The sequence below is a fragment of the Bacillus sp. GMs2/2 genome (genome assembly GCF_050172095.1).
GTDB classification, from domain to species: domain Bacteria; phylum Bacillota; class Bacilli; order Bacillales; family Bacillaceae_G; genus Bacillus_A; species Bacillus_A cereus.
This window is the reverse complement of record NZ_JBNLYE010000024.1, coordinates 17,086-33,061: the sequence shown is the minus strand read 5'-3', so window position 1 is coordinate 33,061 and position 15,976 is coordinate 17,086. Positions and strand designations below refer to the sequence as shown.

The window sequence follows — 15,976 nt, the reverse complement described above, 5'->3', positions numbered from 1 at the left end:
ACTATTGCATATCATATAATAAGCTTTACAAATAACTGACATCCCTAGAAGAGGTCTCCTTATATAGACAAGAGGGGCCTCTTTTGGTTCCCCTCCTTACTCCATCTACACATAGTCATTATTTTTTACAGTTCATATTAATTCTTACGGTTATATATAATACTATTGCAAACCAAATAAGAGATGTATATCTTTATAATGTTAAAACAGCATTCCTCCCTCGCCAGGGGAATGCTGTTTGTCTGCCCTATTGTACGCATATATAAAAACCTTTGGTAATTACATAGTATGCACGCCTATTAAACCGTGTGACTCTCTACCCCTCAAACCGCACATACTCCCCCGATACCCATTGATCCCCTCCAACGTTGTACCAGCCATTTTGAATGCCCCAAGATTGATAGCGTTCACCTCGGTAGACCTTTTTCACAATGTCATAATTTGTTCCTGGTCCCGTACGAACGCGTAATACATCTGCTGTTATGGTAACAACACCTACACCATTGTTTGACGGTTGTGTGGATGGTGCTGTATTGCCGCCACCGTTATATGCGTTTTGCACCCTTTCTATAAAGGAATTCCATCGCCCTTCATCCAACATACGATGTGGACAATACTTACCGCTCCAGGATTGGTGTGTACGAACTTTACTAATTGGAATATTGAACTGTTTCATGAGTTGAGCTACAACGATAGCCGCATTATTTTCCGCCTTATAATATCGATCTCCACCACTTAAAGAGTAGCAAATTTCAACCCCGATAGATTTACGATTTCCGTTACCTCCACCATCACCACAATGCCAAGCGTTACGCTCCAAAGGAATTCCTTGTACAGCTTCTTTATCATCTACCGCAATATGGAAGGATACTTCATTATTATTTCGAATCATATAAGCGATTTCGTTTTCCGCTGAAGCATCATTATACGTATTATGAACTGTAATAAACTCCGCATTCATTGTATACGGACACTTCGTACCATATTTACTTGGGTCAACTAATTTTTTTCGGATTTCCATTATTGAACATCTCCGCTTCCTAAGATTTTTTGTTTAATTTCAGAAACATCTTTTGATAAATCCCCAAAAGCTTCTGCTTGTTTTGTGATAACGTCCTGATTCTTTTCAATGACTTTCTGATATTGTTCTTCACGCTGTTCATTCTTTTTTTGCGTCGTAAAAAGCATCCACACGAATAACGCTGCGAATGCCCCTTGTTGAATCATAGAATTAAAAATTTGCTCCTCCATTGTTCTCATCCCCTTTATTGGCAATAGAAAAAAGAGCCCTTTTAGGAGCTCTTTTGGATACGATTTTTACATTATCCCTTTAACTACTAGACCTAAAACCCCTGTTACAACCGCCCCGATAACAATTCGTAAAATCCAAGTTGTATTTAAACTGATTTTTTCTAATTGCTTATTAACTGTAGAAATATCTTTTTCATTTATCGTTGTACGCATCTCTAAATTTCTTATTTCTCGCATGATTTCTTTTTGCTCCAAAGTCAACTCCTCTATTTTTTTCTTGATGTCTTCCATGTTTCCACATCCCTTGTTCTAATTAAATACGAAGCATCTAGATATATTATTCTAAAAATGGACAAGATGTTCTTATTCAAACAGAGTATGTAGAACCCTTATTTATAATCAGGTCTAAAGACTGTAATTCCTTCTCGTGCAAGTGTACGCATTTCTTCATCCAAACGATCTAATTCACTTCGTTTTACTTCTGGATTCATCTCGGTATTCGATTTTACAACATAATATTCTTTACGTAATTTAGCCATTTCTCTATCAATTCTATTAAATGCTTTCATTTCTTCGGCATTCGATGCATCTTCTTCATTCTTTTTACTATCCGCTTGAATCGCTTGTTGTTCATCCATGATGTTATAGTAATCTTCCATGACTTGCCCACCACCTTGTCCATTTACAAAGAACGCTTTCGCACCCGGTGTCGATTCATTCCATTCTTGTGCAATTGGCGTAGGCACATCTTTATTAGATATTAAAGAAATAGCACTATCTAATCCTTTCAATGGAAATTGACCTAATCCAGCCGTGTACCCTTTATATAGATTATCAATTTTGTATGGAGAAGCTTCAATTCCTATCTTATCTAATGCACTTGCCATTTCACGAGCTGTTAGGCTCGTATTCGGACCGTATTGCTCTTTCGGTGAATTTTTCTCATCACGCTTTGGAACAATTGGACCATCTCTAAAAAAGCTATAGTTTGCCATATTCTCGACAATTGGTTGTAACGTAGTCGGTATCCAAGGTACTTTCACCGCATCATTTACAGTCTTATCAAATCCATCAAACGCATACTGATCTCCCTCTCTATATTTATTTGCTCTTTCTACTGTATTAGCTAGTAATGAAATATCGAAAGGCTTAGGAATCCGTCCCACTTTATCAGTACCAGGAATGGCATATGACCAATACGTGTCCTTCTCTTGTTGCGGCATATTATCCATCATTTCTTTTTGTTTATCATTTGCACTTGCATAACTTGCGATGGCTAGTGCACTTGGTGGTAGGGTTGAACCTGCAATACGGGCACTTGTTCGAACTGGATGTTCCTTCATCGCACGAATTAATTTGTCTTTTCCTTGTACGTTTGCATTTAAGAACGTAAATATTCGATTGGCAGATTGCATGGAATTCCCCATACGGTTGAAATCCATTAAATCACGTGCCTGATAAGCTGATTCTTCTGGCGTTAATCCCTTTTTCAATCCTTTATGATAAGCTCCAACTTTTGTTGCTTCTTCCGATACTTCGGAGATATTCTGTAGTACTTTCAGCCAATTTTTAGGATTAACAGGAGCTGTAATAGCCTTTATCGCTTTTGGAAGTCCAGATTCTTGTTTTTCTAATCCTGATAACTGTTCTTTCAACAAGTCACGATCGGCAGATAAATATCCACCATATGCACCGCCCTGATTTACCCAGTCATCATACACCTCTGAACCTTTCCCGAACTTTTTCTTCCCAACTTCTTTAAGTCCCTTTACAAAGTCAAACGGATTGTACCCTGTATCACTTACCACATAAGCTGCAAACTGGTCACGAATCGGATTTCTCAAGGCAAATTCAGGAGTTAAGGTTGCCCCGGCACGTAGCCAATCACTCGGTTTCGATGCCGCCAATATAAATTTATTTGTAACTTCCTTGTCCATTGCTTTCACGGCACGATATAATTCAGGCGCTAATTGATATTGTTGTTTTTCCCCATTTTGAAAAACAGTTACAATGTTCTCTTTCGCTACCGACTCTTTTCCATCACCTGCAAGCTTTTCAATCCATTTCCCTGCGCCTTCATTTTCCGCTAAATCTGCTAGAGCTAGTCCAACTTTATTCCGTTCTATTGCTTGCATAGACTTGAAGGTATTTTTCACAATGCTTTCAAATGGATCAATGACATTTCGACTCGATCCCTCTATACGCTTAACAGGATTGGTCAAATCTACAAAGCCTTTTCCACCACCGAAGCCTTCACCCACGCCCTCTTCATCAAAATAACGGTTAAATGGCATGTAGTTTGGATGCTTTTCACGCATGGCAGTAACAGCATCCTTAGATAACATATTTCCTTCAACCAACATATCTAACAAGGAATCATTGTAGGCTTTAATCTTTTGGTGTGCCGCTTGTATTTCAGGATTATCAAACTTCGCAATTGTTTTCTCTATCTCGTCCGGAGTAAACCCAGTTTTAATGCCTTGTTTTTCTAAGTCTCTTGCATGCGTAGCGGTCACATAATCACGTATATCTGCCATATCAACCTTTGAATCTCCAAAGATATTACGGAACTCTTCTACCTTCATTTGCGCCTTTTTAGGCGTTCCCGCTGCAAGCCTTGCTTTTTTATAAGGAGAAACAGAAGCATCCGCCAATTCTCCACCAAGTATCTCTTTCTCTGCTTTAGAAATTGGATACAATCTATCTATTACATCTGTATATAACTCTTCTTTCGAATTTGGTAGTTTTTGCAGCACTTGCTTCACACGCTCAAGACTCTTAGGTTTTTCATTTACATTAATTTTTCCGCGGAAACGCGCTTCATCCCCTTGATTCGCCCAAATTTGCGCATCTTCTTGTACTTTTTTCAATCCCTTTTGTACATCTTCCGGAATGGTATTTTGAAAATGCTTCATAAATGCAGGTGCCTCTTGTTCTGCCATGGCTGGGTTGAGTAAATAACGACGCATAAATTCCGCCATACCTTCTTGACGAATTTGTTCAGGTGTATAATTTTGACCGGATGTATGGGAACCAAGTTTCATTAATTCGTCATCAAATTTTGGGTCATTCAATCCAAATTTCTTATCCAAATGATGACCTGTTTCATGCGCTAACGTTTCTAAGTCCCCATAATCACGTGTACGAATGACTTCGGGACCATTTTTATAAATACCCGAAACCGCATCGTCTCCCACTCCCATGCGCCCCGTACGAAGTGTGATATCCACATTATCACGGAAACTATCCATTAACTTTTTCTGCGTAATGGTCCGCCCATCTGGCGCCATAGCGGATTGAATGACCGGTGGTGCATTGCGCATCGCTTGTACGTCATCAGGAAGTTCTCCATTTGAAGAAGCTTTCTTACCATTTAGTTCTGTATAAAACTTTTGTAATCCGATTTCTCGTTCCTGCTTGAGTGCATCAATTACTGGTTGTAACGCTTCTTGGTCGGAAGGATTTTGTTTAATTAATGCCGTTGCCTGTCCAATTTGCTCGTCAATCTTTTTAACAGACGATGGACTCCAAGAAGGAATATCAACCCCGTTTTCTTGATATCCATTGCGAACATGACTTTCTGCCAATTCACGAAGTTCCGTGTTATTTGGTTTCCTTCCATTTGTTTTATAAAATTCTTGATACCAAGATGGATTATTTGAAATACGTCCATACCGATTAACAACATCTCCTAATTCATCCCGAATAATCCCACCTGGTTCTACACCTTTTCCAGATGAATTTTTCAAATATTTATATTGCTCATTTACTGCATCGTTATATTCTTTAAAAAAAGTATTGCTTTCTAATTCAGATTGAATCGGTAAAGATTCCGATTCGTTTTTGGTACGCGTATTTTGTAATACTTGTTCTTCCACAGCTTGATTGACTAATTCCCTTTGTTGTCTTTCCTGCTGAATGACATCATCAGCTATGTTAGAAGTATCACCCTTCGTCTTACGTAAGCTTTTAATCACATTACCAATTCCATAGGCAAGAGGGGTAATAGCCGCCCCCGCTGCGGTCTCTACGCCAATTCGTTTCAAATGATCTTCTATCGTTTGGTCAGGATTCACATATGCTTTTGCTGGTGTTTCTGCGCCTGCAATAAGGGCACCTGTTGCAGCTCCCTCTTTTGCGTATTGCCCTATTTTACCGAGTTTAGATGTATTTTCTCCCACCTTCGCGGCAAGCCCTAGCTTACCAGCTACCTTCACCGCTCCTGCACCAGGTAGCACATATCCAAGTCCCATAGAAGCAAAATCAGCGATGTTTTCTCCTACACCCTCACGGTGATCTTGCCAATCAACTGCATCTTGCCCTCTTACTTTTTTCATTGTAGCACTTGGTGCATTGAGTAAAGTGGAATCCAGTGTACGAGTAGCAAAGCGATTTACCTCTTTTGTGGCTTCACTTTTCCCGCCATCTTTCATGTACTCATCCCAAACTTGCTGACGAGTTTTCCCTTCTGGTGGTTTAATCATTTCACCAAACTTTTGCGCGGCAAATTTCAAGTCACCAAAAAAACCCCCTTCCTGAGGAGGTGACTGTTTCGCGATACGATCAATCGTACCCATCATACGATTGGTACGACTAGCTTCTTCTTGTTGTTTCATCCAGTCTGTGGATATGGATTGTGAAATACTGTTAGCTGCTTTTATTTGATCTAAAAATGGATTTCTCTCTGGTGGTTTTCTATGATCCTCATTGTTCTTATCAAATTCAAGATTTTGATACACATTCTCTACTGGTTCATCTTCCTCACCATTTCTCAATGCGAAGATTTCTTTTTTCTTTTTTACAAGACTACCTGTATTTTCATTCCGAACTTGAATGGGTTGCGTACTTCTTTCATATTTATCTTGATTCCCACTATAATAATCCACACGACGAACATCTTGCTGAGCTGTATTTGAATTGAGTTCAATCATGCGTTGAAGCGTAGCACGCTGATTATCATCTAGACCACCATTATCTTTTTCCCAATCCTTCACCATAGAAGAAGCTTGTTCTTTTTCTATGTCACTTTTCTTTTTACGAGGCATACTTCACACTCCTTACCAAAATCCTTTCGGCCCAAACTGTTTCAACAAAGAAGAAGACTCCCATGGTTTCCTCAATAACAGCGACTCCACATAAGATGGTGCTTTCTTTACTTCTTCCTTCTTTTGTCCATATGCATACGGGGCATTATTTGGGTTACTGTACCAATTAATTTGATCGCGTGTATAACCATTCAATGAAGATTTTGAGCTTACACTTGGTGAACTGCTTGAAGAACTTCCACTACTTGACGTTCCTCGCGAGCCGCCACCTCCACCACTATTTCTAGAGGCGGCTGCTTGCTTTTTTAGGTTATACTCCTGTTGCCAATGGCTATCAGATACACCATCTCTCCCAGAACGATAATTGAATTCTTGTTGCCAACGATTGTCGGATACACTGTCGCGACCGGCCCGGTAATTATAATCTTGCTGCCAACGGTTATCCGATACACTGTCCCGACTTACTTGATAGTTATAATCACGTGTATCTTTTTGTTTCCCATAATTAAAACGACTCAAATCGAGATTGTAATTCCGATTATCATTATTTACGGAATGATTAAATCGGCTCACATCAAGATTATAATCACGTAAGTCTTTCTCCTTTCCATAATTAAAACGATTCAGGTCTAAATTATAATTCCGATCATCATTTTTCATTTGATAGTTAAATCTATTTTTATCAAGACTATAGTTTCTACCATCATTAAAAATCGTATAATTAAAACGCTGTTGGTCTAAATCATAATTTCGATCATCATTTTTCACGGTGTGGTTGAAACGATTTATATCCAGATCATAGTTTCTATCATCATTTCGAACCGTATGATCAAACCGGTCTCGTTCTAAACCATAGTTTCGATTATCATTTTTCACTTGATGGTCAAATCGTTTATTATCGAATTGATAATCTCTCCAATCTTTGTCTTTCGTATAATCAAACTTATCACGCTCTAAATCACGATTTAACGTGTCATTTTTCTGTTGATAATCGAAGCGCTCTTTATCAAAATTATGGTTTCGTAAATCATTTTTCTGTTGATAGGCAAAGCGGTCTTGATCCATCTTCATTCCTTGTTCTCCACTCCATTCCTGAAACGCCTGTTGGCGTTCACGGAAACCAAGGTCTTGGTCACGTTCCATTAGTTGGCGAGCTAAAGAAGCAACTTTTTGTGTACGCTCTGCTTCTAAATTTCCTCTTTGTGATAAACCTGCAATCGCGATTTTATTCATCGCATCTTGTGATAAACCCGAGCTTCCCATCCCTCTTGCAGCTGCTTGTTCTGCTGCTTGCGTTTGACTATCCGCTACACTCGTTTGCATGTTTTGCAATGCTCTTTCATATAAAGAACCCAGCTCGTCATTCGCTTGTAAGCGTGCATCTTGCATACTTAAATTACGCCGTTCTGGCGTTGTAAACACTGGATAATTCGTCATACAAACTCACCTCATCCCATTGAAATAGCCATATAATGAAAAGCCAGTGAAGTATCTCTTGTTGTATTCTTATTGTGCAAAGTAAGTGTAAAAGAAGTTACCGTAACTTGTGAAAGATATACCACGATGTCTCCTGTTCCAATATCTCCATTCGCCGCTGTCACTGTAACAAACGGAATTTGGGAAAAGGCAGGAGTAAATAAGATTTGTTTCTGCAACGTTTGCCCACGACTTATCTGAATAAACTCTGTCTTTCCCACTCGTATGTTATTTTTATAGAACCCATACTCATTTAAATTTTGTAAAATCCCATCATTGTCATTATGAGCATTAATTAAATTCGTAAATTCTTCATTTACTTGCCCAGATGAAATGGTTGTACCTGGCATAAAATTATATTTTCTTTGAATTTGTACCATAGGACGTCTCCTTTCTTCTTTTCAATTCATACTGAACCCCGATGCCGTATACAACAAAAGGACGTATATGAGTTACGTCCTCGATAATCATGCCTATTTTTTTCGTTCGATTATTTACCCGTAGGCGATTAATATACATTTCGATTCTATCAAATGTATTCTGGTCCCAAATCGCTTCATCCCAATTGGAAACATTCGCAGCATTTGGTCTTGTACCATTTACCTGCTTGGTTTCAAAATCTAATTTCACTCCTAACCGATACCCGTTGGGTTGATTACTATGCAACCATATCCGATGAATCTTTTTGTCTTGTGTCATCAAACCAAAATCAAAATACTTGGTTTCCATGCGAAAAGGAATCGGCTTTCCATCATCATGATATTCAGGATGAAAGACATACGCATTTTTATTGCTTCCAAAATAAAAATTCCCATCATAGTTTACGAATACATCCGCTTTGATATTCGAATAAACAGTCCAACACACCAGCAATTCATCATAGACAAGTGTTTTTCCATTTGGAAAAGATAGATAGTACTTCCCTTCAAAATAACCTGCAACAGCTTTATTTTTTTCTGTAAGTGGGATTGCACGCATTGTCGATTCTATTTGCTTGGTTATAATTTGTGCACTTACCATATTAAAGTCATTCGCAAATAATCCATATACATGTGTATCACTCAAATAAAAAATTTGATTTCCAACTACTTGAATACTCTCAGGTGCCATACAGCCCGTTGGTGTATTGATCTTTACTAATTCATAATCATATGTTGTTTTTCCATATAAAGCCCATATGGAATGCCGGCAGAAGATAATTAAACTATTTCGAAACGTTACCAGCCCTACGATTTCATCATTTTCATTACTTGCCACATCAAAAAAATTAATGGCGGGAAAATAATCATATACAGCGTATCCAAGTTTGGGATCGATGTGGGAGAATGAAACCCGATTCTTTATGTCATGACCCACAACAAATAACCGCCCGCCAAAGAAAGCCATGTATTTGCAGTTAAATAAAGAACCTATATCATTCAATCCTGGATTTCTTTGTTCATCCGCCGTAGGTACATATGCTGTTACAGATGACAATTGATTTTCAGCATACACTTTTAGAGAAATATTATTGGCAACTAAAACAACACGGTTTCCTTTTCGGTCTTTCATCGTGATAAAATTCGCTCTGTCACCAGTAGAGGGCGGACCTGGGATATCAACAAAGAACTTCCCATTCCATCTCCTCAAACGGTCACCCATCATCAATAGCTCATTTGTGCCATCCGACTTGAGAAATGTATAGGCACCTGTTATCTTATCTCCTACATAAGCAACTTGTTTATAACCTGTTCGTTTCCGAATTTCCCCCACACCAATCACTGCATTTTCTATTTTACTTAGTTCTTTATCCCCAATTACATTTGCATACACTGTATCATTCAATCCCATTGAAAAATCTTTGAATTCAGCAGTATCCTTCACTCCTCATCACTCCCTTTCAATCCGCAAGGAAGGTAGGAGCATCACTATACTCGTGGATGGTCTTCATTCGCACACCTGACCTCTTTACTTTCCGTTTCTCACGAAAGACGGCATATTGTTGCCTACGTTGTTCATATCGCTGCATACGATCTGGCCTATCCGCATAATCTCCATCCATAAACTGTAGTTGTCCAACAGCGTATAAAATTAATAAATCGTGATAGGGACTATCAATTTCAGGTACATCTTCCATTCCTTTTAGATGACTTAACTTTTTATAATAATAGACCTCAATAGGTTGTTGACTCCCGCCTTGTAACATCAATTCATTTCCCCACACCCAATACCCTTGCTGATTTTCTTCCCCTACAGGTATACGCGGAAATACTTTGTTCGTTTGCATCACTCGTTCTATATCTTGTACGTCATTTGGTAATTTGTATGGATATGTTAAAGTGGCTTTCTTTTCTATCCTTGCAATCGGGGTGATATCATCTAATGCACGATTGAGCCAATGTTGAATATCTCCATTTTCAAAAATGTCGTCAACATCCCGGTTCACTTGCAGGATTAGTTCTTGCAGATTCACTATGATTCCCCCCCACATTTACACCCTGTACATATTTTTGTACGCCATCCACACGGCCATATGCATGCGCGTTCCAAAATGCTTCTTTTGATTCTCTCGCATAATCTTCCGCTAGATCATTCAGTTTTCTTTCTTCTTCTTTTTGTCTCTTTTTCTCAGTATCTTCCACAGTTTGAACAGCGGAGAATCCGTTCACTGTATGGATTCTCTTGATGTGGTCTATCGTACGAGAATCTAATTCTTCAAATCCGATTTGTGGAATTTTCATAATCGACATATCTAATAGTCCATCCATAATGACATGTTCCCCATTTTTAGGATTCCACATAAGATACAAGTGGGGATCATAGGATTGTAACTGTTCTTCCACATGATAGATATCATTTAAAAATGTTCGCTGAAATCCACGTCGTTCATACACGCCCATGATCTATACCTCCGTGAAGTTTAAAAAAGAGGAGCTAGTCGCTCCTCTCAATTTATTTCGTATATCCAGTTGCTTCTTGCACGTCTGACAGTTGCCAGAAGGCATTACGTGCGTGACATACCATTGTTTCTAACATATACGCGGTCGCTTCATATGCCGCTTTATTCGGTACACGCGAGAACATCGAACCATCCTCTTCCATGAACTGAAGGTCCGCTACACGGTATAATCCTAAATCGTCATAATTTCCTCCCCACACAATACCTGCCGGCATATAACGGTCTACTAAGAATGGTTTTCCATCAAACTCTAATGCAGAATAGCCACCTTCTAACTGCATTACATTTGTGTAGCGTTTATTTGTAGTCAGTACAGCCTCGTATGCTGCACGTACACCATGCGAACCCATAAGAAAGTCTGTTTCTTTTCCACTCACAATAGATGTTTCATCCATCACTAAACGTAGTAGCGCATCGGAAATCGGACGAGCCGTTCCATTATTGGCAAACATATTTGCTTTCCACCATGTATATGTGGAAGGATTTAACCCTTGTAAGATGAGCTTATCATCAATAATTCCATTTAACCCCATTGGCTCTAAATTAGAAGACCCAGCTGACACAATGCCATCTGTTGCCGCGGTTGCAACTGCAGCACCGTCAATCGTAACGGTAGTCGCTGCACGATCAATTGCTGTAACAGTTCGATTGCTTGTTGTCACGCTACCTGTCGCATTGACAATATCTACTTTTTGTCCAACGAAGAATCCCTTCACACTACTTACCACAAGTGCATTCGCAGCCGTCGCCTGTGCGGTACAATTCGCAATACGTCCTGAACCATTACCGAAGGTAACACGTGCACGGAAGTTCTTCATATCCGTTGTTAAACCTTTTACCTCAGATTCTACTGCACGAAGATAAGACGTTTCATTTTTCTTCGATGATTCAATGGTTTGTACGGTAAGTTCTAAACGACCAGCCACCATACGTGCTGTACCTGTCGAGCTCTTATACGCTTGTTGTCCCGCTGTTGGTAAGTTACCATTTTCAGCAACTGCCCCAACCCCCGTGTTACGTCCAAAGTGGTGAGGAATTAAGAAATTCGAACCATCACCATTAATCTTTTCCACTTTCTTTTCTAACTGTGAAACGATGTAGTTCGCATTGTTAATCTGTTCTTTAATCCCTGGCAAGTAATCGATTTTTAAAACATCCGCTAATGTCGTTAATGTAGCACCCATAAGTAGGATACCTCCTTAAATTTGTTGGTTTGCTGATCGTAATCGTTGTAATGCTCTTTCACGCGCCACTTTAAAATCTGTAGTTGGTTCATCCGAGACAAGTCCTGTTACACCAGGACCTTCCACCTTCGGCGCTTTCTTACTTTGTAAATATTCTTGAATGGCCGTTTCTTTTGCTGAAGTAAGCTGTTCTTCTAACTGCTGCGCACGCATGGCGTTATACGCTACTTCAAAATTAGGAACATTTTGTTCCACCATAAATTGTTCTAACGCTGCTGCATCTGCGCCTTTTTCTTGTGCGAATTGCCCTAACGCTTGAGTGAATCGTTGTGATAATTGGTGCTGTTCACGCTGATATTCCAGTTCTTCTGCTCTTTGTGCCTTTGCTTCCAGACTCTCTAATTTCTGCTGAATTTCAGGCGTCACACCAAACTTTTCAGCACGTTGTAATAAATCTTGTTGTTCAATTGCTTGCATCATACTATCAAGGTCGTTATAACCTGCTTGTTTCATAAAGAAGTTCATCGCACGGTCATATGTGTCATAGTTACCATATCGCTCAGAAACTTCTTGTTCCCAACGCTGACGTTCTTCCATAAGAGCCGCTTGTGTACGTTCTTGTAATCTCTTCGCAAAAGCTTGTGATTGTTCCATACCTTCTGGTGGTTGTCCTTCTGGATTTTCTCCACCTTCCAATTGTTGCCCAGGTGTTGTTTCTATTTGCCCAGTTGGCTCTGTTATTTCTCCTGTACCTTGTGGAGGCGTGAGTTCTCCACCTAAGTCGCTAGGAGGTACCGTTTCCGTTACGACCTCACCACCGCCTTCCAAACCATTAAAGAATTGAAAATTACCTAAACGTAAACGAAATGGTTTTAACATATTTCTTTCCTCCTGTGGGTGGGCGCAAGTCCACATTCAACGCCCGAATTTTTGTATAGAAAAAAGCCGCTATTAGTAGCGACTTATAAAACAACCCAATCTTCAGCTAAAGCATCAGAAGTGCTAGGTGACCACATGGCATGAGTTCCATCAGCACATCTTAACTGTAAGTATGGGCGAACTTTAAATAAATCTCCCTCATTTATACCCAAAGCTTCAGCGGTCTGTTTGTTGCAAGGAATTCCATCAGGATAACCCTTCTGATAAACTACAAACATATTTTTACCATTCCAACCTTTACGAGAAACCTTTTCTCCTGCCCTAACTGCTTCGATTGCTTGGCCGAAGTTCATTATTCAACAACCTCCCAATCTTCTGCTAACATATCTGTTTGTGATGCTAACCAAGGAACAAATGTATCATCAGCTGTTTTCATACCAATCCAGGGAAGGAGTCCTTTGCATTTGTTGCCACCTACCACTTCAAAAGAGATATCAAACTCCCCCTGCTTTACGAGTCTTAACCACATACCTTCATCATTCCAACCTTTACGAGCCACTGTCTTACCTTGTTTCAATGCTTCAAGCGCTTGACCAAAAGTCATTATTCTACAACCTCCCAATTCTCAGCAAATAATTCAATGTTTGTTTCCTTCCACGGAACTCTACCAAAACGAGATTTTACATACAAATATGGAGCGGTCATTTTGCTATGTTCATCAGGGAACTGTGCACGAATTACTACATCGTTACTCCAATGTGGTAATCGCATACCCTTACCTTTTTTCACTTCTTCAAACGCTTTCCCAAAAGTCATTTATCTCTCACCCTTCTGCACTTCTTTTTCTACTTTCTTTTCTTCAATATCTAATTTCCGATGTTGTAGCTGTAAGTCTTGTTCTTTCATAGCTTTCTGCTCTTCTTGCATGTGTTGTTCTTGTTCCATCTGCTGCCTTCTATCCGCTTCCATTGGCGCATTGAGTGCCTCCATATGTTGCTGTACATGGTCATCAACTAACTGCTGCACTTCAGGTGGTAATTCATCGTATAAGCTTGATTTTCGAAAAGCATTATGAATATATATATGCACTTCATGATCGTAAAAGTCACGTACCTGCGGTGTCGTTAGTTGTAGTTGTGGTGGTTGCATGCCAGCCTGCATGGGGTCTACACCTTGTGCTTGCATCGCTTGGGCTTGCTCCTCAAACTGTTGTTGCTGGATGCTGTATTGTTGCAATGCTTGCAATGATTCTGGTTGCTGTCCAATTTGCTCAAACTGTTTATTTTCCATTTTCGCCTTGTTTTCATCAAGCTGTTGCATTTCAAACAATTCATTACTATCGCCCATACCCATGAGCTTTAAAAACCCCTGAGTATCTGGTGAACCATCTTTCTTCACAATTGCCCCTTTGTCCCACATGGTCATAATGCGGTCTTGTTGCGCTGATTTCATTTCTGGAAGAGAAGAACCTTGAATAATATTAATGTCTTCTCCACCACTTAAATCAGATCCAGTAAAGCTTATTAATTCAATATCATTATCAGGACCAAGAATACGGGCCATACGTTCTTCGGTATAATGTTTCTTCATCAGCATAAGTACACGTTGCAATAAACGTTTCATACCATGCTCATAGTTTTGAGAAGAAACCGCAAGCTTCTCATTCTCCTGTTCTACCATAAGAGATAATCCGCTATACGTATCTAATCCAGAAGGTAATCGTCCTTGTGAAATTTCACGTGCACCTGATAAATCATCGATATCCGCATCATGATTATTTAAAATACGATCATAGAAGGACGGGATATCTGGCGCACCAACTCTTTCAGGTCTCGCGCCCTCAATTGGTGTATAATGAACAATTCCACCTTCTTCATTCGTAATTTCATCTTCATCCACACTTGACCCCATGGGCACAAGCCACATGCTATTCCCCATTTTCCTTGCATGTGTGGCAAACATAGAGCGCATAATATTGATTTCACGCTGAATCGGCAACATATCTTTAATAAATGCTTCCGCTTTTACGCTTCCTGGTATCGGAATATCACCAAAGATAAAGAACGGAATGTCTCCAGCATTTTCGTCTATATCCAGCAATTGTCCACCTGCAATCGTAACTTTCAATCCATTTGGATGCTTACCACACGGTTTTACCCACATTTCATCCACCATCGCCATATTTGGACGCTTTTTACTTGTAGAATTGAATCCATTTTGCGGTGTCACATCAAACGCGGCCGCAAATCCCACATTTTCATCAGCAGCGACATCTTTTCCGTAGCGCTCTTGAATGTAATCAATATCACGTGGCTTTCTTTCCACAATCCAACGAATCTCTTCGTCCATTTCGGCGGCGGGGTCAATGTATACTGTGAGTGGATCACAAATACGACAACGGATTTCACCTGTATACAACTTTTGCATATCTTCTGCGAATCCAATTTCCCCTTCCCCTGGTGTAATATCTTGACCCGCTTCCGCATCAAAGTACACTTTTGCGGCACACCAGCCTTTTACACCGTTATTCAGGAAAATATCACGTGTTTTCCGATCCATTCCTGTTTGTTCCCACCAATATTTAAGAAATTTGGATGCTGCCTTCGCAATTTCAATGCGCGTTTCATCGTTACTATCAGGTACAACATCAAATTTCACACGATTTTTAATTTGTTTCGCGAGCTTGACCATCATACGTGGTCGAATTTGGTTCACTGTAATTCGCTGTTCTCCATTTTCAAGAGGTGCAGTAATCATTTTCTTACTTGTCGGATTCCACACAAGCCACTGGTTCCCACGATAATAGTTTACTTGTGCCATCATTTGGCGTTTCTCTTCCCAGTCCTCGGCTTGGGTAATACGTTCTTCCACAAGAGACACCCAATCATCAGGGCGTTTCTGTTCTTGCTTTTGTTCCTTTGGTTTATTGAGACCAAACAATGCTTCTCACCCTCTTCACACGAAAAAAGAGCCTATACGTTGGAATACGCAAGCTCTTTTAAGATTTCTTCACTCTCGACTTCGACACTTTCTTTTCCGCTTTGATTTCATACCCTTCCACACACAACTCTTTTATCTCTACAGGTGTATAGGCAAATGTCGGGTCAACTTCAGCTCTCTTTTCATACATTTCCTCATAATCATCAGCTACCGCGAATTTTTCAATACTACCTAACGTTAAATGAAACACTCTAGCCATATCG

The 15,976-nt window shown here is 39.8% G+C and carries 16 protein-coding genes; all 16 read right to left on the bottom strand.

The genetic code is table 11. The annotated features are described in order from the left end of the window. Positions 1–316: 316 nt before the first annotated feature. The gene (locus ACQGS6_RS06415) at positions 317–1,021 is read right to left on the bottom strand and encodes an N-acetylmuramoyl-L-alanine amidase (RefSeq protein ID WP_000405774.1); all 705 of its coding nucleotides are present in this window, start codon (positions 1,019–1,021) and stop codon (positions 317–319) included. Further along, on the bottom strand, positions 1,021–1,251 hold the full coding sequence (locus ACQGS6_RS06410) for a BhlA/UviB family holin-like peptide (protein WP_000392441.1): 231 nt from the start codon (positions 1,249–1,251) through the stop codon (positions 1,021–1,023). Before ACQGS6_RS06410 ends, ACQGS6_RS06415 begins: the two co-directional genes overlap by 1 nt. A 66-nt stretch (positions 1,252–1,317) precedes the next feature. Then, on the bottom strand, positions 1,318–1,542 hold the full coding sequence (locus ACQGS6_RS06405) for a hemolysin XhlA family protein (protein ID WP_000389432.1): 225 nt from the start codon (positions 1,540–1,542) through the stop codon (positions 1,318–1,320). Positions 1,543–1,640: 98 nt separating this feature from the next. Then, positions 1,641–6,296, bottom strand: a complete 4,656-nt coding sequence (locus tag ACQGS6_RS06400) for an LPD38 domain-containing protein (protein WP_014895334.1) — start codon at positions 6,294–6,296, stop codon at positions 1,641–1,643. 12 nt (positions 6,297–6,308) lie between these two features. Further along, on the bottom strand, positions 6,309–7,733 hold the full coding sequence (locus ACQGS6_RS06395) for a hypothetical protein (RefSeq protein ID WP_014895335.1): 1,425 nt from the start codon (positions 7,731–7,733) through the stop codon (positions 6,309–6,311). A gap of 11 nt (positions 7,734–7,744) precedes the next feature. After that, the gene (locus ACQGS6_RS06390; protein ID WP_000250065.1) at positions 7,745–8,152 is read right to left on the bottom strand and encodes an H-type lectin domain-containing protein; all 408 of its coding nucleotides are present in this window, start codon (positions 8,150–8,152) and stop codon (positions 7,745–7,747) included. Next, positions 8,127–9,635, bottom strand: a complete 1,509-nt coding sequence (locus ACQGS6_RS06385) for a hypothetical protein (RefSeq protein WP_014895336.1) — start codon at positions 9,633–9,635, stop codon at positions 8,127–8,129. Before ACQGS6_RS06385 ends, ACQGS6_RS06390 begins: the two co-directional genes overlap by 26 nt. Positions 9,636–9,651: 16 nt before the next feature. Further along, entirely contained in the window at positions 9,652–10,224 is a 573-nt protein-coding gene (locus ACQGS6_RS06380; protein WP_001053142.1) for a hypothetical protein, read from the bottom strand. Then, positions 10,181–10,651, bottom strand: coding sequence for a hypothetical protein (locus ACQGS6_RS06375; RefSeq protein ID WP_000539502.1), 471 nt, complete (start codon positions 10,649–10,651; stop codon positions 10,181–10,183). Before ACQGS6_RS06375 ends, ACQGS6_RS06380 begins: the two co-directional genes overlap by 44 nt. Before the next feature lie 52 nt (positions 10,652–10,703). Beyond that, positions 10,704–11,894 carry a phage major capsid protein gene (locus ACQGS6_RS06370; RefSeq protein ID WP_014895337.1) on the bottom strand — a complete coding sequence of 397 codons (1,191 nt, stop codon included), beginning with the start codon at positions 11,892–11,894 and terminating at the stop codon, positions 10,704–10,706. A gap of 15 nt (positions 11,895–11,909) precedes the next feature. Then, on the bottom strand, positions 11,910–12,773 hold the full coding sequence (locus tag ACQGS6_RS06365; protein WP_014895338.1) for a hypothetical protein: 864 nt from the start codon (positions 12,771–12,773) through the stop codon (positions 11,910–11,912). 83 nt (positions 12,774–12,856) lie between these two features. Beyond that, the gene (locus ACQGS6_RS06360) at positions 12,857–13,126 is read right to left on the bottom strand and encodes a DUF2829 domain-containing protein (RefSeq protein WP_001009051.1); all 270 of its coding nucleotides are present in this window, start codon (positions 13,124–13,126) and stop codon (positions 12,857–12,859) included. Then, positions 13,126–13,377 (bottom strand): DUF2829 domain-containing protein, encoded by a 252-nt coding sequence (locus ACQGS6_RS06355; RefSeq protein ID WP_014895339.1) that lies wholly within the window; start codon positions 13,375–13,377, stop codon positions 13,126–13,128. The genes ACQGS6_RS06360 and ACQGS6_RS06355 overlap by 1 nt, the downstream gene beginning before the upstream one ends. Further along, positions 13,377–13,589, bottom strand: coding sequence for a Thoeris anti-defense Tad2 family protein (locus ACQGS6_RS06350; protein WP_426964966.1), 213 nt, complete (start codon positions 13,587–13,589; stop codon positions 13,377–13,379). The genes ACQGS6_RS06355 and ACQGS6_RS06350 overlap by 1 nt, the downstream gene beginning before the upstream one ends. Then, a complete protein-coding gene (locus ACQGS6_RS06345; RefSeq protein ID WP_000467411.1) occupies positions 13,590–15,713 on the bottom strand; it encodes a hypothetical protein in 2,124 nt (707 codons plus the stop codon). 58 nt (positions 15,714–15,771) lie between these two features. Beyond that, positions 15,772–15,972, bottom strand: coding sequence for a hypothetical protein (locus ACQGS6_RS06340; protein WP_000124816.1), 201 nt, complete (start codon positions 15,970–15,972; stop codon positions 15,772–15,774). Positions 15,973–15,976 lie beyond the last annotated feature (4 nt).